This is a genomic window from Acinetobacter sp. TTH0-4 (assembly GCF_015602665.1).
GTDB lineage: Bacteria > Pseudomonadota > Gammaproteobacteria > Pseudomonadales > Moraxellaceae > Acinetobacter > Acinetobacter albensis.
Window position 1 is genome coordinate 1,769,060 of record NZ_CP059079.1, and the last position, 26,955, is coordinate 1,796,014.

Genomic DNA, 26,955 nt, shown 5'->3' on the forward strand with positions numbered 1-26,955 from the left:
ACTTTATGTCATTTTGGATTCATGGAGTATGAACCGATGAACATTTTAGTTTTGGGTAATGGTGGTCGTGAACACGCACTTGCTTGGAAAATCGCGCAAGATGAGCGAGTAGCGAAAGTATTTGTTGCACCGGGTAACGCAGGCACAGCAACAGAACATAAATGTGAAAATGTGAATTTAAGCATTTTAGACAATGCTGCAATTATCGACTTTGCAAAAAATAATGCCGTTGAGTTAGTGATTGTTGGTCCAGAAGCGCCACTCGTAAATGGTGTAGTCGATGCATGCCGCGCAGCAGACGTTAAAGTTTGGGGTCCGACCCAATTTGCTGCACAGCTTGAAGGTTCGAAAGCATTTGCTAAACATTTCTTGAAACGCCATAACATTCCCACTGCATTTTATGATGTATTTACCGATGTTGCAGCAGCCAAAGCCTTTGTTGAAAAAAATGGCGCGCCGATTGTGATTAAAGCCGATGGTCTTGCTGCGGGTAAGGGCGTGATTGTTGCCATGACCAATCAAGAAGCATTTGATGCGATTGATGACATGCTTGCAGGCAACAAATTTGGCGATGCAGGTTCTCGCGTAGTGATTGAAGAATTTCTTGCAGGCGAAGAAGCGTCTTTCATTTGTATGATTGATGGCGATAATATTTTACCGATGGCTACATCTCAAGATCACAAACGTATTTTTGAAGGCGATCAAGGGCCAAATACAGGTGGTATGGGTGCGTATTCCCCTGCGCCAGTGGTCACTGCTGAGGTCTTTAAAAAAGCCATGAATGAAGTCATGCGTCCTACCGTTGACGGAATGAAAGCAGATGGTCATGTGTATACAGGTTTCTTATACGCAGGCTTAATGATTGATGAACACGGTCAGCCAAAAGTGATCGAATTTAACTGTCGTTTTGGTGACCCTGAAACTCAACCGATTATGATGCGTCTAAAATCATCTTTGGTTGAACTGGTTGAAGCTGGGATTGCAGGTAATTTACCTGCTGAAGCTGAATGGGATGAGCGTAAAACTGTCGGTATTGTGCTTGCCTCAAAAGGCTACCCAGAAACGTCGAGCAAAGATGATGTCATTTCTGGTTTAAATACAGAAATGAATGATGCTAAAGTTTTCCATGCAGGTACTGCACTCAATGCAAATGGTGATGTTGTGACTGCTGGCGGCCGTGTACTATGTGTGACGGCACTTGGCAATACCATTGGTGAGGCCCAAGCTAAAGCCTTGGAACTATGTCAAAAAGTTACTTTTGACGGTGTTCAATATCGTCAAGATATTGGTTATCGTGCGATTGCGCGTGAAAATGCCTAATCATTAAAATATTTTTAAAAAAGCTCGCCTAATGCGAGCTTTTTATTTTTTTGAATTTAGAATCAAGAAAATCTTATAAATTAAAAAGTTACACTGCTATTTTTAAAATAACTGAAAGTATAAATAGCATATTGATTTAACAGATATTAAATATTAAAACATCATTTTATTTATTTTTTCTTCGCTATGTGCAAAATTTTTATAGTCTATATTGAATATCAATTTATTGTTATGATATTGCAAATTTTTAAATGAAATTGAAGCTTTTAAGTTGTTGAATATTTATATTCAAATCAAGATTTAAGCTTCAAAAAAATAGTTTATACATCCAATTTTCACTCTCAAATTCTGAGGTTTCTACGGAAAAATGAGTGTATTAAATTTGATTAATCTCTCTAATTAAAATATGTGAATTTAGACTTTAACGTTAAATTTACTAAGGGTGAATACATGAAAAAGTTCCTCGGACTTGTTTTAGGTGTGGCCGTTGCCTTAACGGGTTGTTCTAAACCAGAAGCACCTGCAAACGAGTCAGCGCAAGCTAAAGATTCAACTGCTCTTCAAACTGTGACTATGGCATCAACTGGTTCTGATGCTGACATTTGGCGTTTTATTGCGACTTTGCCTGAAACCAAACAAGCTGGTATTAAATTGGAAGTGAAAAACTTCACAGATTATGTCGCAATGAACACAGCTGTTGCAAATAAAGAAGTGGATATTAATGCATTCCAATCTTATGCGTATTTGGTGGCATTTAATGCTTCAAATAAAGATAAAATTGCCGCAGTTTCGACTACCTACCTTGAACCAATGGGAATTTATTCAAGCAAAATTAAAAAGATTGAAGAACTGAGTAATGGTGCAACCATTGCAATTCCAAACGATGCTGCGAATGAAGCGCGTGCCCTATTGCTTCTTCAATCTGCGGGCTTATTAACATTAAAAGCTGATTTCAACCCAGCAACAGGTACACCAAACGATATTACTGAAAATGCTAAAAAAATAGTGATTAAACCGATTCAAATGGCGACTGCTGTTCGTGTAAAAGATGAAGTAGATGCTATTGTTCTGGGCAATACTTTGGCCATGGAAGGTGGTTTAAACGTGCTAAAAGACTCGATTTATTATGAACCTGTAGATCAAAGCACCAAATTAAATGTGAATATTTTAGCTGTCGCTGAATCACGTAAAGATGATGCTGTATTACAAAAAGTCGGTGCTTTATATCATACCGAAGCAGTCAATCAATATGTACAAAAACACTTTGGTGGTACAAAGGTTGATGTAAATAAACCAATTAGTTATTTAACAGATGCAAAATAGTAATATAATGATTTAAACAAAACAGGCAAAATCACTTTGCCTGTTTTTTATTTTCTGACTAATTTTTGACGATATGATTGAATTTAAAAACATTTCAAAGCACTACCAGCTAAAAGGCCAAACCATACGCGCTCTGGATCAAATTAATTTGGTGATTCCAGAAGGCAGCATTTTTGGCATTATTGGTTATAGTGGCGCGGGTAAAAGTACCTTAATACGTTTGATTAATTTATTAGAGCGACCAAACGAAGGTCAAATTATTCTGAATCAAAAAGACTTTACCGCTTTGGATGCGCGCTCATTACGTCAAGAACGTGCAAATATTGGAATGATTTTTCAACATTTCAATTTATTGCAGACCAAAACAGTGGCAGCCAATATTGAAATGCCGCTTAAGCTCTTAGGTATACCCAAAGCAGAACGTGAAACACGCTTAAACGAGTTGCTTGAATTTATTGATTTAAAGCATAAAAAAGACGCTTTTCCCGATGAGCTTTCAGGTGGACAAAAACAGCGCGTTGGTATTGCACGTGCGCTTGCCAATCGACCTAAAATTTTATTGTGTGATGAAGCTACATCGGCACTTGACCCGCAGACCACCAAATCTGTTTTGGCATTATTGAAAAAAATTAATCAAGAACAGAATATTACGATTGTCATGGTCACGCATGAGATGGATGTGATTGAGACAGTGTGTGATTATGTCGCCGTGATGGAGCAAGGCAAAGTTATTGAAACGGGTTCTACGATTAATATTTTTAGTCAGCCACAACACCCGACCACCAAAAACTTTATTCAAACAGTGCTTCAGCAGCAACTCCCTATCAATATTCTTAAAAATCTTGAGAATCAGAACCATAACAGCATTTATTGTTTACAGTTTTTAGGAAAATCTGCGCAAGAAACGGTAGTTCAAGCAGTCATCAAAAAATTTGATATCAGTCTAAATATTTTGTTTGCCAATATGACTGAAATTAATGGCACTGTGATTGGGCAAATGTTTATCCAGTTACTGGGTGACCCCTTGATTATTCAGCAGGCAATTGAATTTTTGAAACAAAATGGCGTACAGGTTGAACATTCAGGAGATCAGGTATGAGAGATTTAATCGTACAATGGTTGACTGAACTCACTGCACCATTTTGGCAAAGCTCCTTGTCAATCGATCAATTTGTCACGGCATTGCAAGAAACTTTCCATATGGTGTTCTTTGCCATGCTGTTTGGAGGCATTTGGGGCTTCATTCAAGGGATTATTTTATTGGTGACGCGCCCTGAAGGTATCCTGCCAAATCGTGCGGTTTATCATATTTTAAATCCTATTGTGAATGCGCTACGCTCCCTCCCCTTTATTATTTTACTAATTGCCGTTATTCCGCTGACCAAATTTTTAGTCGGTACTTCAATTGGTACATGGGCTGCGATTGTTCCGCTCACGATTTATATTGGCCCTTATATGGGACGTCTTATTGAAACATCTTTACTTGAAGTCAATGAAGGCATTGTAGAATCTGCTCAAGCCATGGGCGCAACGCCTTTACAAATTATTTTCAAGTTTATTCTACCTGAATCACGTAGTTCACTCATTTTAAATTTGACTACCGCTACGATCAGTTTAATTGGCGCTACAGCAATGGCAGGTGCAGTTGGAGCAGGTGGGATTGGTGATTTAGCAATTTCATATGGTTATCAACGTTTTGATACGAGTGTCGTGATTTTAACGGTGATCGTGCTTTTACTCTTGGTTCAAATTGTTCAGACGATGGGCGATTGGTTAGCCAAATTAAGATAAAAATGATTCAAGCAAAATTTTAAAGCCCTCACAAATTTGAGGGCTTTTTATTATATGGATTTCATGGGCTGCACTTATTTTCCAGAAAAGAAAATGGCTCATTGAGTGTTTATTATCTTTCTATTTTTCATCATCTTAAAAAACAAAGACACAATTAAGATGCTCCAAAATAAACATGCTATTGTAGCGACCAATACATGAACCAAAGAAAATTTTAAATCACTATTGAATATTAACCATAAACCAAGCAAACACCCTAGCAATATCAATATCGCTCCCCAATACATCCACAGGGTTTTTCTTTCATTATTTGTTTGAATACTTGTATAAGATGGTAGTTTAAAAAAATAAATAGCAATGATTATCAGTCCCAAACTGGAACTTAAATGCTGAAAAATTTTATACAGCGGTATATTGAAATCTGCAATTGAAACAGTATCTTGTAAAAAAACATTTTTCTGCACAAAAAAACCTGTTTGATGCGTAAAAGCATCCCATATTACATGGGTGAGAATTCCGAAGAAAATCGAAATAATGACCATCAAATAGTGGTTTTTAAAATATTCAAACCAATCAAGATTTTGAAAAATAAGAACCCGTTTTTTCAAAAACCAAGGTGAATGTTCAATCATTTCATCACGAATTACTTGATGAAAAACTAAAGCAATTAAAATTGAAACCGGCAGATTAAAAAGAAAAATTCCCGCAATATGATGTCCAAACTCCCCCTGCATTCTCATTCTTAAGAAGTATTCAAAATCTGGCGCCATACATCCAAGAACAACGCCAGTTAGCGATAATTTATTTAGCCAAGGCTTAAAAAGAAATGCTGCCACTGTATGCGAAAATGTAAAAGGCATTGTTTTAAATTTCTGTTTTTCTTCGAAAGAAGAATATTATGAATTAAAACTGCTGTAAAAACCTGAATCAATCTAAAATAAACATAGAGTCTCGGTTGCTAAATACTTTAACCTCGCCAAGTACTTCTCATCTAGGTGATTGAGCTTCAATAATCAAATAAAACTTCGCCAAATCACTTGAATATCCCTCAGATTGACTGCGGGCCATGCTAAAATAGCCGACGGTTTTTGCAGGGACTCATTTATGCACTTTGTTCATCTTGGTATACATACAGAATTTTCAATTACGGAATCTATCGTACGTATACCTGATCTTATTAAAGCTGCAGTGAATGATGAAATGCCAGCTTTGGCATTAACAGATCTATCGAACTTACATGCCGCAGTTAAATTTTATACAAAATGCTTAGATAAAGGCATTAAACCTATTTTGGGCAGTAATATTCGCCTGAATGATGCAGAACATAAAGTCACTCTGCTTTCAATGACCAACAAAGGTTGGCGCAGTCTCACTGAAATTGTTTCGCGTGGCTTTATTGAAGGTCAGCAACTAGATATCCCTTGTGTACAAAAAGAGTGGGTTTTAGAACAAAACCAAGACATTATCGTGCTGTTAGGCATGCATAGTGATGTGGGTAAAATGCTGAATTCATCCAATCCACAAAAAGCCGACGCGCTACTAGAGGAATGGATTGAAAAATTTGGTAACCGTGTCTATTTAGCCCTGACCCGCACCGACCGCCCTGATGAAGAAAATTTCATTGCTGGGGCAATCAAATTGGCTCAAAAATATAATATTGGTGTCGTTGCGCATAACGATGTGCATTTTATTGCACAAACTGACTTTGAAGCGCATGAAGCCCGTGTATGCATTGCAGATGGCTATGTTTTAGGAGATAGCCGTCGTCCACGTTATTACAGTCCTGAGCAGTATTTTAAAACAGCTGAGGAAATGACGGCATTATTTTCAGATATTCCGACGGCGATTGAAAATACTTATCACATTGCCAAACGTTGTAATGTCAGCTTGCGCTTAGGATTCAACGATCTTCCGGATTATCCTGTTCCAGAAGGTCATACCATTGACACCTTCTTTGCCTATGTTTCGCAACAAGGTTTAGAAGAACGCTTAAACTTGTTGTATCCAATTGAAAAACGGGATGAAGACTGGCTTGAGATTCGTCAAAAATACGATGAACGACTGACGTATGAAATCAGTACCATTTTAAATATGGGTTTTCCAGGCTATTTTTTAATTGTCATGGATTTCATTCAATGGTCTAAAAATAATGGGGTTCCTGTCGGCCCTGGTCGTGGTTCTGGTGCAGGCTCACTGGTGGCCTATAGCTTAAAAATTACCGATCTAGATCCACTGCGTTATGACTTACTTTTTGAACGTTTTTTAAACCCTGAACGTGTATCGATGCCTGACTTTGACATCGACTTCTGTATTGCAGGCCGTGACCGCGTGATTGATTATGTCGCACGTCATTATGGCCGCGAGGCTGTTTCACAAATTGCAACCTTTGGTACGATGGCAGCAAAAGGTGCTATCCGAGATGTTGCTCGTGTTCTTGGAAAATCATACGGTCTGGCTGACCGTATTTCCAAAATGATTCCGACCAAACCTTTAGGTATAGATTTACGTGGCGCCATTGATATGGAACCGCAGTTAAAAGATATCGTCACCAATCCATCTAACCCAGATAATGATGATGCCGCTGAAATCTGGGAAATGGCACTAAAACTTGAAGGTATTACCCGTAACACAGGTAAACATGCCGGCGGTGTGGTGATTGCACCAGGTAAAATTACCGATTATTCAGCTGTGATGTGCGATGCTGACGGGACTAACCGTGTCGCACAATTCGATAAAGATGATGTTGAATCCGCAGGTTTGGTTAAATTTGACTTTTTGGGTTTACGTAACCTGACTGTGATTGAAGATGCCATTCAAAATATCAATAAGCGTGTTGCAGAAGACAAAAAAGTGGATATTGTTTATATCCCACTAGACGATCCGAAAGCCTACGCCATCTTTGCAGATGCCAATACAACTGCAGTATTCCAGTTTGAATCCGTCGGCATGAAAAAAATGCTGAAAGAGGCACGACCAAGTAAGTTCGAAGAAATTATTGCCTTTGTATCCTTGTACCGTCCAGGGCCAATGGATCTGATTCCAGACTTTATTCACCGCATGCATGGGGGTGAATTTGAATATTTACACCCACTTTTAGAAGGTGTTTTGGAACCGACTTACGGGATTATGGTTTACCAAGAACAAGTGATGCAAGCTGCGCAATACTGTGCAGGTTATACGCTGGGCGGTGCAGATATGTTGCGCCGCGCAATGGGTAAAAAGAAACCTGAAGAAATGGTGAAACAGCGCCAAATCTTTATTGAGGGTGCTGCCGAAAAAGATATTGATGAGGCGACAGCCAATCATATTTTCGATTATATGGAAAAATTTGCAGGCTATGGTTTTAACAAATCACATGCGGCAGCCTATGCCCTTGTTGCCTACCAAACTGCATGGTTAAAAGCTTATTATCCATCTGAATTTATGGCTGCGGTCATGACTTCAGAAATGCAAAACACGGACAACGTAGTATTTTTGATTGATGATTGCCGTAATAACCAGTTAGAAGTATTTCCACCGTCAATTAACATGTCTTTTTACCAATTCCATGCCAGCGATGAAAAAACCATTGTCTATGGTTTAGGTGCAATTAAAGGTGTAGGTGAAGCAGCCATGCAATCAGTGATTGATTCACGATTGCAGGACGGGCCATATAAAGACTTATTCGACTTCTGTCACCGAATTGATTTGAAAAAGATCAATAAACGAACCTTAGAAGCACTTATTCGCTCTGGTGCATTGGATTGTTTGGGCATTGATCGTGCAAGTTTAATGACACAATTACCAGAAGCAGTTCAAGCAGCAGACCAAGCACGTTCTAACCGTGAAACAGGCATCATGGATTTGTTTGGTGAAGTTGAAGAAGTTCAACGTAAACCTGCAAAACCAGTAAAACCGTGGTCGGATGAAGTTCGTCTAAAAGGTGAAAAAGATACCCTTGGTTTATATTTAACAGGACATCCAATTGATGTTTATCGCTCTGAATTAAAATCATTTATTCCAGTTAAACTCAATGAATTAACACCCACCCGTCGCGGGGTAACCACTGTTTTTTCAGGCTTGGTGGTTGATATTGCCAATTTCCCCAACCGTATGATGGTCACCTTAGACGATGGTACATCACGCCTTGAAGTATCTGCCAATCATGAACGTTTCCAGCGCTTTAAAGATATTGTTCAACTTGAGCGTGTGGTTGTCATTGAAGGTGAAATTTATGAGCGTGAAGGTTATGACCGTCCAATGGCGCGCTTAAACAAGGCTTTTAGCTTAAATGAAATTCGTCAAAAACGTGCCAATAGCATTCAAATTAAACTCAATAATGAGCATTTGAGTAAGACCCTAAGTCAAGATTTACAAAAGATATTACTGCCTTTCTGTAACGTCGATATGTGTAATCATATTCCCCTGCAATTGCAGATTGAATATGATTATGCTTCTGCCGAAGTTCACTTGGGCTTAAACTGGAAAGTGGCACCACAAGATGAATTACTGGCCAAATTACGCGATTATTTTGGTAAAGATGTGATTCATGTCGAATATCAAGTGAAATCTAAAGCCGCAAAAATCGTGCAGTACACTAAGCCCGCACAAACTGTACCACCTCCTGCCAACATCAGTATGGATGATGCAATGGATATGTATCAGGCAGAAGCCAATCAATATTCTTAATTTTTAAATACTTAAATTTATATCGGACACATTATGAGTCAAATTGACAATGCTGTTGTTTCAGCACATCTCTCCCATGTGCGTATTGTCATGGTCAATACCACACTGCCTGCTAACATTGGTAGCGCTTTACGTGCAATGAAAACCATGGGCTTATCTAAGCTCGTTTTAGTGGCACCCAAAACCTATCCTCATCCAGATATTGATGCTTTGGCTGCAGGTGCAACCGATCTTATCGAACAGATTGAAATTGTATCGACTTTAGAAGACGCCATTCAAGATTGTCATTTGGTTTTTGGTACCAGTGCACGCAGCCGTACTATTCCTTGGCCATTGCTTGACGCTCGTCCTGCTGCAGAAAAATCGCTACAAGCAGTGTTGAACGATCAGCAAGAGGTTGCGATTGTATTTGGCCGTGAAGATCGTGGTTTGACCAATGAAGAATTAGCGCTGGCCAATTATCATGTCACTATTCCCGTCAATAATGATTACGGCGTATTAAATGTCGCACAAGCCATTCAAGTGATTTGTTATGAACTACGTATGGCAACGCTGGCTTTAGTGGAACAAAAAGATAATACTGAAGCCACTATGCCTGTCACCGAAACAGAATCGATGCAATGGGATGAACCTTTAGTCACACACGAACAAATGCAACAATTTTATCCGCATATTGAAAAAATGTTGGCTGAAATTGAATTTATGGACCCTAAAAATCCAAGATTGTTGCCATTACGCTTGCGCCGTCTCTTTGGACGTATACAATTAGATCGTATGGAATATCATTTACTTCGTGGCATTTTTACTCGTGTGCAAGCCATGAATAATGGCACATGGAAAAAATCTAAAACCGAAACTACAGATTCTTCAGAGGATCAACCCCATGTTTAAACAGCTTAAAGAAGATATACACGCTGTATTCGCGCGCGATCCAGCAGCTCGAAATACTTTAGAAGTTCTGACTACTTATCCTGGTATACACGCGCTGATTATGCATCGTGTTGCCCATGAACTTTGGCAAAAAGAGTGTAAAGGCTCTGCGCGTTTATTGTCTTCTTTTAGCCGTTTCGCCACAGGAATTGAAATTCATCCAGGCGCAAAAATTGGTCGTCGTTTCTTCATCGATCATGGCATGGGTGTTGTGATTGGGGAAACAGCAGAAATTGGTGATGATGTTACGCTTTATCATGGCGTTACTTTAGGAGGCACAACATGGCATAAAGGCAAACGTCATCCGACCTTAGAAGATGGTGTCGTAGTGGGTGCAGGAGCAAAAATTCTTGGCCCCTTCACTGTCGGGAAAAATTCAAAAGTTGGCTCGAATGCAGTCGTAACCAAAGAAGTTCCACCAGATACTACAGCAGTGGGCAACCCTGCCCGTTTTATCACCAAAGACAAACCAAAAGATGCAGAAGAAGCTCGTCGACGTGATTATGCAGAAAGTATAGGTTTTCTGCCCTATGCGGCAACGCAAGAGCAATCTGATCCGATTCTAGATGGTATGCGCGTTCTACTCGATCGGATTCAGCACAATGAAAAGCGCATGAATAGTTTATGCCAACGTTTATCTTTATTAGATCCTAGCTTTAAAAAGCAGCAAGATGAACAACCGTTTAGTGTCGAAGAGCTTAAAATTATTGAAGATGTTCGCCGTGAATGTGAAGCGCAAAGTAGCCAATCTAAAGCCTGAGAAAGTAATTCAAATATTAACAAGCGCTAACTTGCATGTTCGTGAGAGTTTTTTTAGACTGACGAACATGGCTATTTATCAGTATACAATTAATTAAATGAATGGATGATCGATATGACGCTTAAGCCTTTGGCATTTACATTAATAGCGGTTTCCTTACTCTCTGCTTGTAGTACAGCACCTAAAAAAGAAACGCCAGTCAATGGTCCGATTGTCTTTACCGAACCTGATTTAACACCACCTTTTTACGCCCTTAATCCATTTAATTATGATGCACCACCACCTTTTGAACTTGCCTTAAAACAAGCTGCTGTTCAGCCTGTAACCAAGATGGAAGTCAGCATACAAAATGATCCGACTAAAAAGCTGATTTTAGATGTCAACAAACTTATTATCCCTACCGTTGATAATAATGAAAGAACACTAAAATTTGCTGCTTTGGCGGGCGAAAATGAAATTGATATCACTGAAATTGATGATTTCTTACAAATGGTTGAAGGCAAAGCTCGTCATTATCCGCCCCGTTTTACAGAACGTCAGGAACGTAAAGGTTTCGAAGCTAAACTGAAGCAATTAACTCAACAACTTGATGGCTTGGCGGTTAAAGAAAATGCGTCTTTCGATATTCTTATGCGCGCTTTTAAAGCCAGTGTGATGGCGCGTAATCTAGATTTAGGATCTGTTTACACGACAAATTCTTTGACCTATGCACAACGCATTTTAAAAATTAATAAGGACGATGCAGAAGCGAATTTCTGGTTTGGATTTGGTTTATCTGAAGGTGGTGGTCAACGTGAGGCTATTCCTTATTTAGACAAAGCCATGAAAGCGGGTGTCCAAGAAGCTTATTTGTCTGCTGCTAATAACTACATTGCCATGGAACAAAAGAAAAATGCAATTCAAACGCTAAAAAATTATAAAATAAAATATCCGCAAGAAGCAGAAGTTTCTGATCGCTTAATCGCAGAAATTGAAAATCAAGGCCGTTGGAATGTTTGGCAGGTGCTGAATGTGACCAAAACATCTTAATTTTTAAATCATAATTTAAACTAGATCATCAAAATAGACCGTCCAGTACGGTCTATTTTGTTTTGAGCGAATTGAAAATGAGTAGAATTATCGTATGATGATGAAAAATTCAAATAAACATTTAATGTAGACAATCTTTATGCCTAAACACATTTATAAAATTGTTTTTTCAGCGCTTGTGAGTGGTTATTTACTCACAGGTTGTCAAATTGTCAGTGTTAAAAACCAAGCCATCAATGTCACCATTGCCAATGAACGAGAAAGTATTCTTACTCGCGACAAATTAAGCGAAGCGAGTTTAAATGTACTTTCGATGACGGGTCGTGAAGCTAAGGTTTGTTCTGAACAACCAGATCAATGCATTCAAGAGTTGCAGCAAATTCCTCAAATTCAAGAGGAACAATTACTTTCAACAGCAAGTGAAATCTATTTATCCAAAGCCTTAACTTTTGAAAAATCGAACGATTGTAAAATCAGTATTTTAAATCGTACACAATCAGAAGAAAAACAGAAACTACAGCAAGTCAGCTATGATCAGTGCTTAGATCAGCAACTTTATATGCTGGATAAAAGTATTCGATACAGCTACGCATATATGTTTAAAACGAAACGCGGCCCTCAAGATCGTATTTTTGATAACAGACAAGTTCAAATCCGAGATTTTTACAATTTAGCTTTGGCAAAATTAATCCCGACTTATGCTTTACGCCATAAACCGACTGAAGTTCAATCCCAAATTAAAGTCGGCAACAGTATTTATAAAATTAATTTTGATGCCTATCCACAACTCAAGCAACAAAAAATTGAACAACTTCTCTCTAGTTATAATTTAAACTTTTCAGGTTTACGCTCTATCAACCGTCGTGATGGTTTTGGCTCAGAATTTGTCGTGGTTTTACCGCAAGTTAAAGATGACATTGGTGAAGGAAAAGCCAAATATATTATAGATCCAATCAATTTTAGTTATAAAAATGGGATTAATCCTAATATTCATCAGGCACGCTATTTAGCCGCTACGATTATAGCTGAACCTAAATCTAGCCAAAATATTCAAGACATTTTGAATCAGTCTGAGTTTGAATTAAAAGCATTCGATCCCTACAAATATGAAAAAGTAAGTATGGCAGGTAAGAGTTATCCTTTGGCTGCTAACTTTTCTACACCTTATGGTCTATGGTTAGCACAAAATAATTTAGGAAAAGCAGCTTATCTGTCCTTAATTGATCGCGATGATCATCTGACGATGCCGCATTTATATATGTTGGAACCTTACAACCCAAATAAAAAAATCATTGTGTTGGTTCACGGTTTAGCCAGTAGTCCAGAAGCATGGATACGACTCACCAACGATATTATGGGTGATAATGCATTGCGTGAAAATTTTCAAGTATGGCAAGTTTTTTATTCAACCAACATGCCCATCATAGAAAGTCGTTTTCAAATTTATGCTTTAATTAACCAAGCTTTCGCTCAGGTGGATGCAAAATCAGCAGCCAAAAAAGATGCCGTATTGATTGGGCATAGCATGGGCGGCATTATTGCCCGCCTTTTGGTCAGCGATGCGGATGTCACTAAAAAGGCATTATCTATGATGAATAATCGTCAGCTAGCTAAATATCAAAAATTACCAATTGTGTCACAACGTTTGGTCATTCGAGATATTCCGAATTTTAATCGCGCAATTTTCTTGGCTGCTCCTCATCGTGGAACAGAATATGCAGACCGCTGGTTTACTAAAGCTGCACGTAAAATTATACGTCTACCCGTGACTTTTGTGTCTGCTATAGGTGACTCTTTACAAAGCCAAAACTTAGATTTTAAAGAGTTGATGGACCAGATTGACCAAGGATTCATTCAAAATGGTCCCAGTGATTTAAGCCATCAATCTAAATTTATGGAATTGACTGAAGATATTGCGCCACGTAAAGGCTTGGCTTTTCATTCCATTATGGGGAACATTACCAAGAGTGATGATTTAAATGTCATTACAGATGGCATCGTTCCTTATAAGAGTGCGCACTTATCAGGCGCACTTTCAGAAAAAATTATTAAAGGTGGACACTCTATTCAGGAAACACCAGAAGCTGTTTTAGAACTCCGTCGAATCTTGCGTTTACATTTAACTCAATTGGGTTTGCAGAAACCTTAATTTTACTTAATATCTATCAACATCGGTTAAGCATGGCATATATCAGACATGTTTAACCGTATTTTAGATTTATTCATTTTTGAAAATAACAACGTCATAACAAAATAAAGAAAGATTAAATTTTTGAATTTTTTATCCGCCTCGTTAAAGACACTAAAATTGATTGTTGCGTTCATTTATCATAATTTGCTGCAAAGCTTTTTTCTATACAGCTGCAAATTTGCTAAGATATGCCTTTCGATGAAATGAATTTTTCTCTCTCTAATTTGTTTAAAAGTTCGACCCACTTTTGGTTTTTGTACAGAAAATTGGTGAAACAGCCAAGTTTTTAGCGATTAATGATATTCAAATATTTAAGGATTTTATCTCAATGAGTTACTCGGAAATCATGGCTGATTTTTCCACATTAACCCCGATGATGCAGCAATATTTAACCATAAAAATGCAGCACCAAGACTCACTGATGTTTTATCGGATGGGTGACTTTTATGAGCTCTTTTTTGATGATGCGCACAAAGCTGCTAAATTATTGGGAATTACCTTAACGCATCGTGGTAAAGCCAATGGGCAACCTATTCCAATGGCTGGTGTGCCTTATCATGCGGCTGAAGGTTATCTTGCCCGACTGGTAAAAAAAGGTGAAACTGTCGTCATTTGCGAGCAGCTGGGCGAGGTGAATGGCAAAGGTCCAGTTGAGCGCGGTGTCGTTCGGATTATTACTCCTGGTACCCTAACGGATGATGCCCTGTTAAACAGCTACCAATCCTCCAATTTAGTTGCACTCTGTATTCAACAAAATCAAATTGGTATAGCGTTGCTCGATTTGAGCGCAGGCATTTTTAAAGTACAACAACAAGATTTTAAACATGAGCAATTAGCGATTGAGCTTTCTCGTTTAATGCCGAGTGAAATTGTGGTTGATGAGAATATTGTCGATCCCAACATTATTGAACAAATTAAAAAACAGCTTGATTGCCCTATTACAAAGCGACCAAATGTCGATTTCAATGTGAATAATGCGCAAAAAACACTGTGTGATCAATTGGTCGTTTCGACCCTTTCAGGTTTTGGAATTGATCATTTACCACTCGCAAAAGCTTCAGCTGCGGCATTGATTCATTACGCTAAAGAAACTCAAAAAACGGCTTTGCCTCATATTCGTTCAATTCAACTTGAACAAAGTAGTGATTTTATTGCACTTGATCCAGTCACACGACGTAATTTAGAGTTAGTAGAGCCTTTATTTGAACATGGCACTTCACTCTTTCAACTCATTAATGATTGCCAAACTGCAATGGGCAGTCGTTTGCTCAGTCGTACTCTGATGCAGCCATTAAGAGACACAAAGCTACTTGATGCTCGTCTTGATGCGACTGCTGCCATGTTGAATGAATATCATGAATCACCCATCCGTCTTGTCCTTAAAAATATTAGTGATATTGAACGTGTGCTTAGCCGTATTGCTTTAGGTAGTGCGCGACCACGCGATTTAGTTCAGTTACGTCAGGCATGTGCGCAAATTCCGTTATTAAGACATGCGATTCAACCCATTATTTCATTAAAAACGTCTGTATTGGTTCAACAACTTGATGAGGAATTAGGTGATTTTAAAGGACTTTACCAACGTCTGATATCAGCCATCGTAGAGCATCCCCCCGTGTTACTTCGTGATGGCAATGTAATTGCAGAGGGATTTGATAGTGAACTTGATGAATTGCGTAAAATTCGAGATCATGCTGGGCAATTCCTCATTGATTTAGAACGACAAGAACGTGAAAATACAGGCATAGTCACCCTTAAAATTGGTTATAACCGTGTAAGTGGGTATTTCATTGAATTAACGCGAGCTCAAGCAGATCAAGCTCCCGATCATTATATTCGACGTCAAACTTTGAAAAATGCAGAGCGTTATATCACACCAGAACTTAAATCATTTGAAGACAAAGTACTTTCAAGTGAATCACGCGCACTTGCACGTGAAAAAATGCTGTTTGAAATGCTATTGGATGAATTACGTCAAGATATTGGCAATTTACAAATGATGAGCAGTGCAATTGCACAAATTGATCTGCTTGCCAATTTCGCTCATCAAGCTCGATTAAGAAATTGGGCTCGTCCTGAGTTTAGTCCAGAAATCGGGGTTAAAATTATTGCGGGTCGACATCCTGTGGTAGAAGCATTAAATAAAACTGCTTTTACCCCGAACGATACCAGTTTAGATTTTAATCATCGCATGGCAATTGTGACAGGACCCAATATGGGGGGTAAATCTACGTTTATGCGTCAAACTGCCCTCATTAGCTTATTGGCTTATTGTGGATGCTATGTGCCTGCTAAAACTGCTATTTTGGGCCCTATAGACCGTGTTTTTACCCGTATTGGTTCTGCCGATGATTTATCTACAGGTAAATCGACTTTTATGGTTGAAATGACAGAAACCTCACAAATATTGCATCATGCGACCAATCAGTCTTTGGTATTGATGGATGAAGTTGGTCGTGGTACCAGTACCTACGATGGCCTATCACTAGCTTGGGCATGTGTACTTGATTTAAGCAGACGAATTAAATGCTTATGTTTATTTGCAACCCACTATTTTGAACTGACTGAACTGGGCAAAGAATCAGGTATTGATAATTATCATGTCACTGCGAAAGAATTAAATGGTAATTTAATTTTATTGCATAAAGTTCAGCATGGTCCTGCCAGTCAAAGCCATGGTTTACAAGTGGCAAAATTGGCAGGTATACCCGTAAGTGTAATTAAAGAAGCACAAAATCGTTTGAAAATTTTAGAGAAACAGCAGCATCAACACCGTAACACCGCGGTACAAAATGACTTGTTCAGTATCACGGATGACCCTAAAACTGAAATTATTGAACGAATTATCGAGGTGGAAAAAGACTTACCTGCTTTATCTATGTTAAGAGCATTAGATGTCGATAATCTTTCTCCACGTGAAGCACTTCAACAAATATACGCATTAAAAGACGCACTTCAAATTTAAAAGATAAAATGAGTCGATTGTAAAAGGCTGATGTATTGAGTTCTTTTACAATTACTCAGCTTATTTCGACGTATATTGAGTAATTATCAAAATTAACAGCCCCGCATATAACAAATATCAATAAAAGGAATTGTTAGTTGTAGGCATTTTTGCCTAAAATACAGCATCTGTAATTAGAACCATATTTTTTAGGTAGCTGTCGCCATGACCTTTGTTGTCACTGAAAATTGTATTAAATGTAAATACCAAGACTGCGTAGAAGTTTGTCCAGTAGATTGTTTCTACGAAGGTCCAAATTTCCTTGTGATCAATCCTGATGAATGCATCGACTGTGCGTTATGCGAACCTGAATGTCCAGCAAACGCTATTTTCTCAGAAGATGAATTACCAGAAGGTCAGGAAGTCTTTATTGAACTCAATACTGAACTGTCACAAAAATGGCCGAATATCACCCAAATTGGTGATCAGCCTGCTGACCGTGAAGAATGGAATGGTAAAACCGATAAGTTACAGTACTTGGAAAAGTAAGACTCTTCTAAAACTTAAAAAAGAGATCGGCAATTGCTGATCTTTTTTTATACCTAAAACACACATTTGATTGCAAAATTTTCAAATTTTCTCCTTAAAATTAGATTAAAATAGAACAAGTATTTATAAATATTTGATTTCTATAATGAAGCATTTTCGAAAGAGATTACTCAGCTTAAGCGTGATTTCTCTTGCTATGGTTGGATGTACTACATCTACTCATAAACCAGGACATACAACGCCTGATGGAAAACGGATCTTCATCCCACAAGAACGTATTATTATTGAACGCCCAATTCCACCTAAAACTGTGCCCTATGCCTACAATGCTTGGATTGCAGTAGGTGATAATTTAAGACGTGTACGTGAATATGAAATTTTTCTTGAGAGAAATGGTGTAGGCAACATTATTCCTAGTTTTGAACTCATGCGTACCGCACGTGACTGGCAGAAATGTGCTCGCTCGCAATATATGATTCCAAATAGAGAATTATGGAATAACCAAATTTCGACCTTGAGAGTTTTTAAATATTTGGTCGCAGCAAAAGTTTTAACTGATTTTGAAGTCACTTCTGTTTATCGTGATTTGCCACTGAATCAATGTGCTGGTGGCGCAAGTTCATCACGTCATCTCTTTAATTCTGCTATCGATTTTCGTATTGGGCCTGCTTATCCACAGCCCGAAGATTTTACTTTTATTGAAAATACTAAATTTAAATTGTGTCAGTTCTGGGCTCAACATGGTCAAAATCTCAATATGGGACTTGGATTATATTCTTCAGGTCAAATTCATATCGATACGCAAGGCTATAGAACTTGGGGGCCAGATCTTTCTAGAAACAGCTCAATGTGCAGTTATTAAGGTTGCATAGTCGATCAATTGTTTGCCCATTAATTCCATGTTCCAATACTTTAGAGATCATTAGTATCTCTTTTTTTCATTTTTGCAGTTAAATACTAAAACGAAAAATTGCACTCTGAATGGAAAAGTTTAAAATACTGTGCAACGCAACAAGGGTGAAAAGATTATGCAAAAAATGTGGACAGAGATTGATGCTTACATCGATTCACATTTGATTCCAGAAGATCCTATTCTGTTACAAACGCTCAAAAATACTGAAGATAACGGTTTCCCAGATCATCTTGCAGTTGCACCCAATCAAGGCATGCTGCTTCAAATGTTGATTCAAATGAATCAATGTAAACGCGTACTAGAGCTAGGTACTTTTGCAGCTTATAGTACAATTTGGCTCGCACGTGCTTTACCCGAAGATGGTTATATTTTAACAATTGAAGGACGCGATACACATGCAGCTTTAGCACAAGAAAATATCAAGCAGGCAAAATTGCCACAGACAATTGAACTTCAAGTCGGACGTGCAGCTGACGTACTAAAAGCACTTCCTCAAGATTTTGAAGCTTTTGACTTTATTTTTATTGATGCAGATAAACAAAGTTATTCTGAATATTTAGAGCTCAGTTTAAATTTATCTCATTCTGGTACCATTATTGTACTGGATAATGTTGTACGTGCTGGTGAAATTATTAATAGTACAAATCAAAAACCAAGTATCGAAGGTATCCGAGATATGTTTGTCGCTTTAAAAAATCATCCAAAAATTTTATCATGCACTGCTCTACAAACTGTAGGCAGTAAAGGTCATGATGGTTTTGCTTTAGTACTGGTGAAATAATTAGATACAAAGCTTAAAAAACAAGCGTAGTCTTTTTTTAATTAAATATGAGTCACTTATAAATATTGTCCATATAGTTATCCACAACTTATGCGGATAACTTTAGGACAAGAAGGCATTAAAGTAAGCATTCAAACCTATCTAAACATTATTTAACAACCAACAACGGTACCGTTGAATTTCTGAATATACTGGTTGCAACACTTCCCAAAAAGAATTGACGTATTTTACTGTGACTAAATGCACCGAGTAAAATCAACTGAATACCATGCTCTGCCTGATACTCCAGTATGTTTTCCGCCACATCTCCATAACGGTATTCCATGATTACATCAATCCCTGCATCACTTAAATATTTCGAAGGCTCATTTAGAATTTCGGGATGATCACCTACATATAACAAATGACATTGTAATAATTTTAATAAGTCTGTTTGCGCTACTCGATGCATTACCTTGACGCAAGTGGGTGAATATTCATATGCAAAAATAAAACGTGTTGGTGGTTTAAAGTTCTCTCCAACAGTCATCACCGCACAATTTGCACCACGAATAAAGTTTTCAACATTACTGCCTATAGGTTTATTCCGTTCTGCTGAACGCTCCCCTACTCGACCAATCACTGCAATGTCATCTTCATGCAGTACATTAAAACTTTGTTCTAAAAAATCACCTTTTTCTTGAATATGTGAAGTGGTAATCTGATATTTTTGCTGAATCATCTCAGATATATGATTCAATAAATTATTACTATAATCCAGTGCAAGTTCGCTTTGTTTTTGTTCAAGTTCTGCCAGTTCCTTCAGCAACATGGCATTACTTTCAAAACCAATTACGCCACTAATTTCCCCCAAATGATAACTTGCTGGGTAATAGTCTAAAACCTGTAATAATACTAATTCACGTTGTGTTTGCCTTGCCACCCATGCCGCAGCTTCAGCAACTGCATTTACACAGGGAGAAGAATCAATACAAGCGATTACACGTTTCATTTTAGCCTCGCTTTTTGCCTATTTGGGCTTTAAGTCTATTGGTTATTTTTAACTTAGCACATCTGTTATAACGCGAGGATGCTTTTATGTAAATATCAGTATAAAAAACTGAGGATTAAATTCATCCAGTATTAATATCTATAACGAATAAATTGAGCTGGGTTTCCGACGACAATCGCAGCTTCGTCAACATGTTTAGTCACCATACTGTTCATTCCAACCACTGCTTTTGCTCCAATTTTGACACCATCTTTTACACCTACATGTGCGCCTAGCCAAACATCTTGACCAATTTCAATCCCTTTTGATCGAACGGGTTGTTGGTATATTGGCTGTTCTAAAGCCATGCCATGATCAAAAGCATATAAATGACAATAGGCGGCCATTCTTACTTGATCATGCAGTTTTATGCCGACACGTCCACCATCCAAGATACAATGATGATTAATGGCGACTTCATTGCCGATGTCCAAAGGCCCGTGCAAGGTACAATCTGCTGCAATAAAAGTATGATCTCCGATACTAATTTTTCGACCTGGTTCAGCAAAAATATGCGCTAAAGGTGAAATAAAACAGTTTTCACCAATTTCAATGGTTTCCATCTGCATTAAATAGGTCTGATATTCTTTTTGCCAAGTTTCTGCCCATGCACGATTTTTCGCCTTTAACGACCAATATAACCAAGGCATATAATTTAAACGATGCTTATGCTGCTCACGATACTTTAATAGAGGATCAGACTCATTCATGGTAATTCCTCTATTCTTTTAAGTTGCTCACGACCACGAGTTACATCCTGAATTTTTAATGATAAATGTTCCATTTGATCAACTCGAACATAAGCAATAATTTGTACGCCTGTAGCCAAATAATCTTCTTTAAATTCGATCTGTTGCTGATTTAAATCATATTGAAAAATAGCCCATTCATTAAAATTGCATAAAAAGCTGACGGGTATTTTTTCTATAAGTTCAATTTTTTCAGCCAATGCTAAACATTGCCCAGCAGAGCCACCATAAGCACGAACTAAGCCGCCAGTGCCGAGTTTAATCCCCCCATACCAACGATTCACTAAAACTATAATATTAGTCAATTCATTGCCTTCAATACTGGCAAGGATAGGTCTACCTGCAGTTCCAGATGGTTCACCATCATCATTAAAGCGCACTTGATGACCAATTTTCCATGCCCAACATTGGTGGGTTGTGCTGAGATCTTGATAAGTCTCTAAAAAGTCTTTTACAGCTTGTTCATTTTCTACAGGAACAGCAAAGACTTGAAAACGACTTTTTTTAATCTCCGCTTGAAAGGTCACAAGTGAAGCAAGGGTAAAAGGCATAACTCTAGAATAAATAACGACATCAAGTCAGTATAGCCTGATTTTGAGAGGATTAAAGTGCCAAGAATACGTCTAGGTAAAACTTATCCTCCCATAAACAGTTGCAAGTTCATCATGATCGTATTCAATTTTTGATTTTGTGCTGCTGAGTACATGACTCAAAAATTTACAAATGACAGATTTAGAAATCCATTAAAAAATATAATTAAAAAGCCATTAATTTTTAAAATTAACGGCTTTTTAATTATATCCAAGCGCTATATTTACTTAAATTTTTATGTATTATCGCTCTCGTAAGGCTTCCTGTGCTTTATTAAACGGTTTGATCAAATAATCCAAAACCGATTTTTGTCCTGTTTTAATGTCCACCGTTGCGACCATCCCAGGTGTAATACTAAATTGTTGACCTGCTTTATTGGTGAGTTTATCGGTATCTGTTCGAATATACACTCTATAATAAAACTGGTCTTGCTTCACTTCATCTCTCAAAGTATCAGGTGAAATAACCTTGACCTTACCTTTTAAACCGCCATAAATAGAATAATCATAGGCTGTAATTTTAACCAGTGCATCTTGTTCAGGATGAATAAATGCAATATCTCGCGGTGAAATTCGGGCTTCTATCAATAATTGTTCATCTAAAGGAACAATGGTCATGATTTTACCATTCTGCGGAATGACCCCACCAATGGTCATCACATCTATTTCTTTCACTACCCCGCGCATCGGGGCTTTAAAAGTAGTTCGACTGAGTGTATCAGACTTGCCTTTTACAACTTGTTGCTGCATTTCAACATCAGTATTGGCTTTGGACAATTCTTCACGCGCTTTGACATAATATTGATTGCGAATATCATTCATCTGATTACGAAGATTATTGGCTTCACGTTTTAAACGTAATACCTCCACTTCACTGGCCGCACCCTTAGCCACCAATGGCTCAGTCATTCTGAGTTCTTGTTCGACCAAACTTAATGCCTGACGCAGACCTGCTATAGACTCATCCAAATTGGCGCGCCGTGAATGATAAAGTGCTGTTTCTTCCTGAACCAATTTATTTTCTTTTAAAACATCTTCTGGAAATGACAGCGCTGTACCGTTTACTTCTGATCTTAAACGGGCTGACGTGGCACGTGAAGACATTAATAAAGAAGCTGACTCTCCCACATTTGAGGCAAATCGAGTAGGATCAAGTTGTGCTAAAATTTGACCCGGTTTTACAATTTCACCTTCACGCACATTAATTTTGGTGATTATCCCGCCTTCAAGAGATTGAATGATTTGTTCTTTTGAAGAAGGAACAACTTTCCCCGTTCCAGTTGATACTTCTTCAAGTTTAAAAAACCAAGCCCATAAGAGTAAGACCAATAAACCAAGGCAAATTATCCAGATAAAGATACTTGATTTAGGTAAAGGTGGTTCAAGTTCAGTTATTTTCGAGGCATTTTTTGGATTGTATTCTTGATTGCTCATGAACTTGTACCTCCGGCTTGACGTTGCTGATGCAAATTTTGATTTAAAATCTGATCACGTGGGCCATCCATCACAATTTTGCCGTCATTGACCACAATAATTCTGTCCACCAACTCAAGCACAGCGCGACGATGTGTCGCAACAACTAAGGTTCGATGCCCCAACCAAAATTTTAAATGATCAATAAATTGTTTTTCTGATACATCATCAATTGATGCAGTAGGTTCATCCAGTAAGAGAATATTTGGTTGACGAATGAGTAATCGTGCAAGTAACAAAGCCTGCTTTTGTCCACCCGAAAAACCCACGCCTCCCTCAAGAATAATATGATCTAAACCCTCTTTTTTATCCTGAACAAATTGCATTGCACCGGTAATTTTTAAGACCTTAAAAATATCTTCATCACTGGCTAAAGGTGCACCTAGAGTCAAATTTTCACGAACAGAACCGAAAAATAAATAGGCATTTTGGTTTAATAAAGCCATATCTCGTCGAACATCGGATGGATCAATCAAGCCCAATTCAATATTATCTAGTTTAATTTTTCCTTGAGTGGGTGTCTGCATACCCGACAATAGCTGTAATAATGTCGATTTTCCTGCTCCATTACGGCCAAGAATAGCAATTTTTTCACCTGATTTTATTTCAAGTTTCGGAATACTCAGACTTGGTCTCGCATCATTCTGACCGTATTGAAAACTTAGTCCAGATAAGCTGTAATCCCCATTTAATACAGCACGATGAATCAAATGTGCATGATCTGGCTGATCTACCGTTTTTTTCATTAACTCATCTAGTCCAGCTTTAGCAACCTTTGCCTGCTGCCAACGACCTAAAACACCCGTAATTTGTGCAATAGGCCCTAACATACGTGAAGAGAGCATAGAACAAGCCACTAAAGCACCTGTGGTCATGTCACCTTTCATCACAGCAAAACAACCCACCAATACGACGACAGCAAAAGTTAATCCTTGTATTTTCTGTGTCCAAGCTGTCATGACGCCAACAATTTTCCGCTGCCGCATGGAAATATCTGCTGAAGTTTCATTCATGTGATTCCACTGATTTTGGAACCGTGCTTCTGCACGCAGCAGTTTAATATCTTCAATTCCCTGAACGGCCTCCACGAGCATGGCATTACGAATAGCACTTTCGCGCATCCCTTCATTGGCAAGTTTAGCCAAACTTTTTTGTGCCAAAATCCCCGGTAAAATCATTAAAGGTACGACTGCAAGCATAATCCAAAAAAGATTGCCGCCAATAAGCCAAAAAATAACCAAAAACAAAATAAAAAAAGGTAAGTCAGCAATCGCCGAAATGGTGCTTGACGTCACTAATTCACGTACCCCTTCAAGTTCACGAATTTGGGAAATAAATGTGCCTGTAGATTTAGAACGTTCACTATTTTTAATTCTCAGTGCATGCCCAAAAACACGATCCGAGACTCTTAAGTCAGCACGTTTTCCAATCACATCAGATAAATAAATTCGTCCTACACGCAAACTAAATTCAAAAATAGCTGCAATGAGAACGCCACCTGCCAAAACCCATAAAGTGGGAACAGATTGTGCAGGAATCACCCGATCATATACATTCATAGAAAAAACAATGGTTGCCAAGGCCAAAATATTCGCAATCATGGATGCAAACATCACATCGATATAACGCTTCCAATCACGTAATACAATGCTCCAAAACCAACTACTTTGGTAAGGCTTAATATATTCATCAACACGCGCATCAGGTACAGATTTTTCTGGTCGGATAATATAGATATGGCGTATATTGGCATGCACGACTTCAGGGGTCAGAACTTGGGTGAGTCCCTGTTCAACACTAAACTGGATGCTGGCATTTCCTTGACTGTCGACCTTATCAATCACGCCGACTTGACCATCATGAAATTCGACCATCACAGGTAAACGCCAAGGGTTGATTAAATCAGGATCAAAGTTAGATTTGCGCAAACTCATGCCAATCTGGCGCGTCATTAATGCCAAAATATCGTCCGTATTTTGGTTCGGATTCCAATCCAGTTGTAAACGTATACGTTCTTCTGAAGGCTCTATACGATAGTGTTTAGCAATGCTTAAAACGGCTTGTAACCAAGGCAGGTATTGATTCTTATTATTCATGGCTGTATCTCAAATCCCTGAATTGAAATGTGATTTAAATCATACAGATCGCGCGAACGTCCTGTGACAAAATGTATCTCACAATAGCGTCATAAATATCAAAACGTGCATTTTCGATTTCTTGCGCTGCACTATGAATGGCTTGTTCAGCATTCAGTAAATCGACGGCTGATCGTGTGCCGAGTTTGTACTGTTCTTGATAAAGTTCACGCGTGCGTACTGTGGTTTGCTTGCGGGCAATTAAACTGACAATCTGACGCTGCTTATTTTCAATTTCTTCACGCAAAGAACGTATTTCATCCAGCACATCTAAATAAACACGATTTACTTTGGCTTTAGCTGCTTCTTCTGCATAACTGGCTGCACGAGTCTGTGACGCAGTTGCACCACCTTGATATAAATTACTGTTGGCTTCAAGCATGATTGAATTATAAAAACCATCATCTTCATTGTTATTCGGATTTCGACCATTCACAGCCTGACTTAAAGAACCTTTCACATTAATGGTTGGATAACGACTCAATTTAGTTTGTTGCTTCTGAAATTTCGCCACATCGACTTCTGCCTGTGCAGACATCATGTTAGGTACTTTATTAAATTCAGGATCAGTATATAAATCTGACTCTTTCACCAAATGTTCTGGAATAGCCCATTTCAACCCTTTAACTTCGCTACCCAAAAGTGTACGTAATCTTTGTTGAAATTTTTTAAGCTGTGTTTCTTGTACAATTAAATTGGTTTCCGCTGCTTGTACATTTGAACGGGCTTGTACTGGATCCGCTTGTGAACTAATTCCAGCTTGAGCCCTTAAGTTGGTTATTTCGGCAATTCGTTAAATTCCACTAATTTGCTGCTGTGCAATTTTAATAATTTCTTGATAACGTTGAATATTAACAATCGTATTGGCCGTTTCATATGCCACATTATCGATACTGACGAGAACATTGGCTTGAGCCACTGAAAGTTTGGCTTCTTGTATATCAACACTGCTATTGATCTTGCCAAAATCATAGAGCATTTGTGTCGCACTGAGGCTTAACATTTGTCGACCACGCTCACCCGACGTTAAGTCTGCCGTAGACAATCCACCTGAAACTTGCGGATAATATTGTGCTTTTGCAACATCAATATTTGCGCCCTGAGCTGCCAAAGTAGCAATATTTTGTGAAATTTCAGGACTGCGTTGCAATGCGTGCAGAATAGTTTCATTCAACCCAGAAGCATTAAAAGCAGTATAGGTATATTGAGGTGACCTACCCATTTGAGCAGGAGCAAAAATAGTCGGCAACTCCTGTATTTTAGTCGTATCCAATTGAAAATTGCTTAAAGAAGAAATACTCGCCTTAGCATAATTTTCCTGCGATTTAGGCGCTAAAATTTCGCTCATACTTGACTGAACAGACTGCAAAAATGTTTTTGAGTTTTCCGCATGTAAAGCGTTAACTTGAAAAGGAATGATCCATATTAAAAACCGTAGATTTCTAACGAATAAATTTTGGTATGAAATAATTTTACTTTGATTTTTGAGCATCATTTGACTAGCAATCACATTCAACGGATATCCTGATGTATTCGAAATGTATACACCTATTATTGTTAAGTAATTTTCTTCTTTAAAACTTTTAAAATGTTATAACACTATGATGATCATGTCATTTTTTAAATGAAAAATCATCTTATTTATTGCTTAGATTTTCTAATGAATACCAATAAAAATTAATCTAGCTAAGAGATAAGAGATCAAATTTAAAATCTACTACGCAAATGCTTTTAAATAAGAGATTTGGTTTACACTCTCTTTAAGGTTTCTAAAAAAAA

The 26,955-nt window shown here is 38.0% G+C and carries 19 protein-coding genes and 1 pseudogene; 13 read left to right on the top strand and 7 right to left on the bottom strand.

What is annotated here, in order from left to right; translation table 11 throughout:
- The first annotated feature begins 36 nt into the window (after window positions 1-36).
- From purD to H0S58_RS08300, 4 genes are all read left to right on the top strand, one after another.
- Window positions 37-1,320 (top strand): phosphoribosylamine--glycine ligase, encoded by a 1,284-nt coding sequence (gene purD, locus H0S58_RS08285; RefSeq protein ID WP_195726255.1) that lies wholly within the window; start codon window positions 37-39, stop codon window positions 1,318-1,320.
- 450 nt (window positions 1,321-1,770) lie between these two features.
- Complete coding sequence (locus H0S58_RS08290) at window positions 1,771-2,643, top strand: MetQ/NlpA family ABC transporter substrate-binding protein (RefSeq protein WP_092720827.1); 873 nt, start codon at window positions 1,771-1,773, stop codon at window positions 2,641-2,643.
- Window positions 2,644-2,716: 73 nt separating this feature from the next.
- Window positions 2,717-3,742 (top strand): methionine ABC transporter ATP-binding protein, encoded by a 1,026-nt coding sequence (locus H0S58_RS08295; protein WP_195726256.1) that lies wholly within the window; start codon window positions 2,717-2,719, stop codon window positions 3,740-3,742.
- Entirely contained in the window at window positions 3,739-4,434 is a 696-nt protein-coding gene (locus H0S58_RS08300; protein WP_195726257.1) for a methionine ABC transporter permease, read from the top strand. Before H0S58_RS08295 ends, H0S58_RS08300 begins: the two co-directional genes overlap by 4 nt.
- A gap of 98 nt (window positions 4,435-4,532) precedes the next feature.
- On the opposite strand, the gene H0S58_RS08305 is transcribed toward H0S58_RS08300, so the two are convergent.
- On the bottom strand, window positions 4,533-5,294 hold the full coding sequence (locus H0S58_RS08305) for a DUF4184 family protein (RefSeq protein ID WP_195726258.1): 762 nt from the start codon (window positions 5,292-5,294) through the stop codon (window positions 4,533-4,535).
- A gap of 244 nt (window positions 5,295-5,538) precedes the next feature.
- Between H0S58_RS08305 and dnaE the strand changes: the two genes are divergently transcribed.
- The 9 genes from dnaE (at window position 5,539) to H0S58_RS08350 (ending at window position 19,199) form a co-directional block, all read left to right on the top strand.
- Window positions 5,539-9,102 (top strand): DNA polymerase III subunit alpha, encoded by a 3,564-nt coding sequence (gene dnaE / locus H0S58_RS08310; RefSeq protein WP_195726259.1) that lies wholly within the window; start codon window positions 5,539-5,541, stop codon window positions 9,100-9,102.
- 33 nt (window positions 9,103-9,135) lie between these two features.
- Entirely contained in the window at window positions 9,136-9,993 is an 858-nt protein-coding gene (locus tag H0S58_RS08315) for an RNA methyltransferase (protein WP_195726260.1), read from the top strand.
- Complete coding sequence (gene cysE, locus H0S58_RS08320; RefSeq protein WP_053580100.1) at window positions 9,986-10,792, top strand: serine O-acetyltransferase; 807 nt, start codon at window positions 9,986-9,988, stop codon at window positions 10,790-10,792. The genes H0S58_RS08315 and cysE overlap by 8 nt, the downstream gene beginning before the upstream one ends.
- 114 nt (window positions 10,793-10,906) lie before the next feature.
- Window positions 10,907-11,821, top strand: coding sequence for an ABUW_2363 family tetratricopeptide repeat lipoprotein (locus tag H0S58_RS08325; protein WP_053580099.1), 915 nt, complete (start codon window positions 10,907-10,909; stop codon window positions 11,819-11,821).
- A 139-nt stretch (window positions 11,822-11,960) separates the two neighbouring features.
- Window positions 11,961-13,970, top strand: a complete 2,010-nt coding sequence (locus tag H0S58_RS08330; protein ID WP_195726261.1) for an esterase/lipase family protein — start codon at window positions 11,961-11,963, stop codon at window positions 13,968-13,970.
- Between the two features lie 370 nt (window positions 13,971-14,340).
- Complete coding sequence (mutS, locus tag H0S58_RS08335) at window positions 14,341-16,977, top strand: DNA mismatch repair protein MutS (RefSeq protein WP_195726262.1); 2,637 nt, start codon at window positions 14,341-14,343, stop codon at window positions 16,975-16,977.
- Window positions 16,978-17,181: 204 nt separating this feature from the next.
- A complete protein-coding gene (gene fdxA, locus H0S58_RS08340) occupies window positions 17,182-17,505 on the top strand; it encodes a ferredoxin FdxA (RefSeq protein WP_053580096.1) in 324 nt (107 codons plus the stop codon).
- Window positions 17,506-17,650: 145 nt separating this feature from the next.
- Window positions 17,651-18,367: a D-Ala-D-Ala carboxypeptidase family metallohydrolase gene (locus H0S58_RS08345; RefSeq protein ID WP_195726263.1), complete on the top strand. Its 717-nt coding sequence runs from the start codon at window positions 17,651-17,653 to the stop codon at window positions 18,365-18,367.
- A gap of 166 nt (window positions 18,368-18,533) precedes the next feature.
- The gene (locus tag H0S58_RS08350) at window positions 18,534-19,199 is read left to right on the top strand and encodes an O-methyltransferase (protein ID WP_195726264.1); all 666 of its coding nucleotides are present in this window, start codon (window positions 18,534-18,536) and stop codon (window positions 19,197-19,199) included.
- Between the two features lie 148 nt (window positions 19,200-19,347).
- Here H0S58_RS08350 and H0S58_RS08355 read toward each other — a convergent pair whose 3' ends face one another.
- The 6 genes and pseudogenes from H0S58_RS08355 to H0S58_RS08380 form a co-directional block, all read right to left on the bottom strand.
- On the bottom strand, window positions 19,348-20,190 hold the full coding sequence (locus tag H0S58_RS08355) for a universal stress protein (protein WP_092720834.1): 843 nt from the start codon (window positions 20,188-20,190) through the stop codon (window positions 19,348-19,350).
- A gap of 131 nt (window positions 20,191-20,321) precedes the next feature.
- On the bottom strand, window positions 20,322-20,939 hold the full coding sequence (locus H0S58_RS08360; protein ID WP_195726265.1) for an acyltransferase: 618 nt from the start codon (window positions 20,937-20,939) through the stop codon (window positions 20,322-20,324).
- Window positions 20,936-21,529 (bottom strand): IMPACT family protein, encoded by a 594-nt coding sequence (locus tag H0S58_RS08365; RefSeq protein ID WP_195726266.1) that lies wholly within the window; start codon window positions 21,527-21,529, stop codon window positions 20,936-20,938. Before H0S58_RS08365 ends, H0S58_RS08360 begins: the two co-directional genes overlap by 4 nt.
- Window positions 21,530-21,811: 282 nt before the next feature.
- Window positions 21,812-23,002: an HlyD family efflux transporter periplasmic adaptor subunit gene (locus H0S58_RS08370; RefSeq protein ID WP_195726267.1), complete on the bottom strand. Its 1,191-nt coding sequence runs from the start codon at window positions 23,000-23,002 to the stop codon at window positions 21,812-21,814.
- Window positions 22,999-25,137, bottom strand: a complete 2,139-nt coding sequence (locus H0S58_RS08375; RefSeq protein WP_195726268.1) for a type I secretion system permease/ATPase — start codon at window positions 25,135-25,137, stop codon at window positions 22,999-23,001. Before H0S58_RS08375 ends, H0S58_RS08370 begins: the two co-directional genes overlap by 4 nt.
- Window positions 25,134-26,668, bottom strand: a pseudogene (locus H0S58_RS08380) (TolC family outer membrane protein). The gene H0S58_RS08375 and the pseudogene H0S58_RS08380 overlap by 4 nt, the downstream one beginning before the upstream one ends.
- Between the last annotated feature and the right edge of the window lie 287 nt (window positions 26,669-26,955).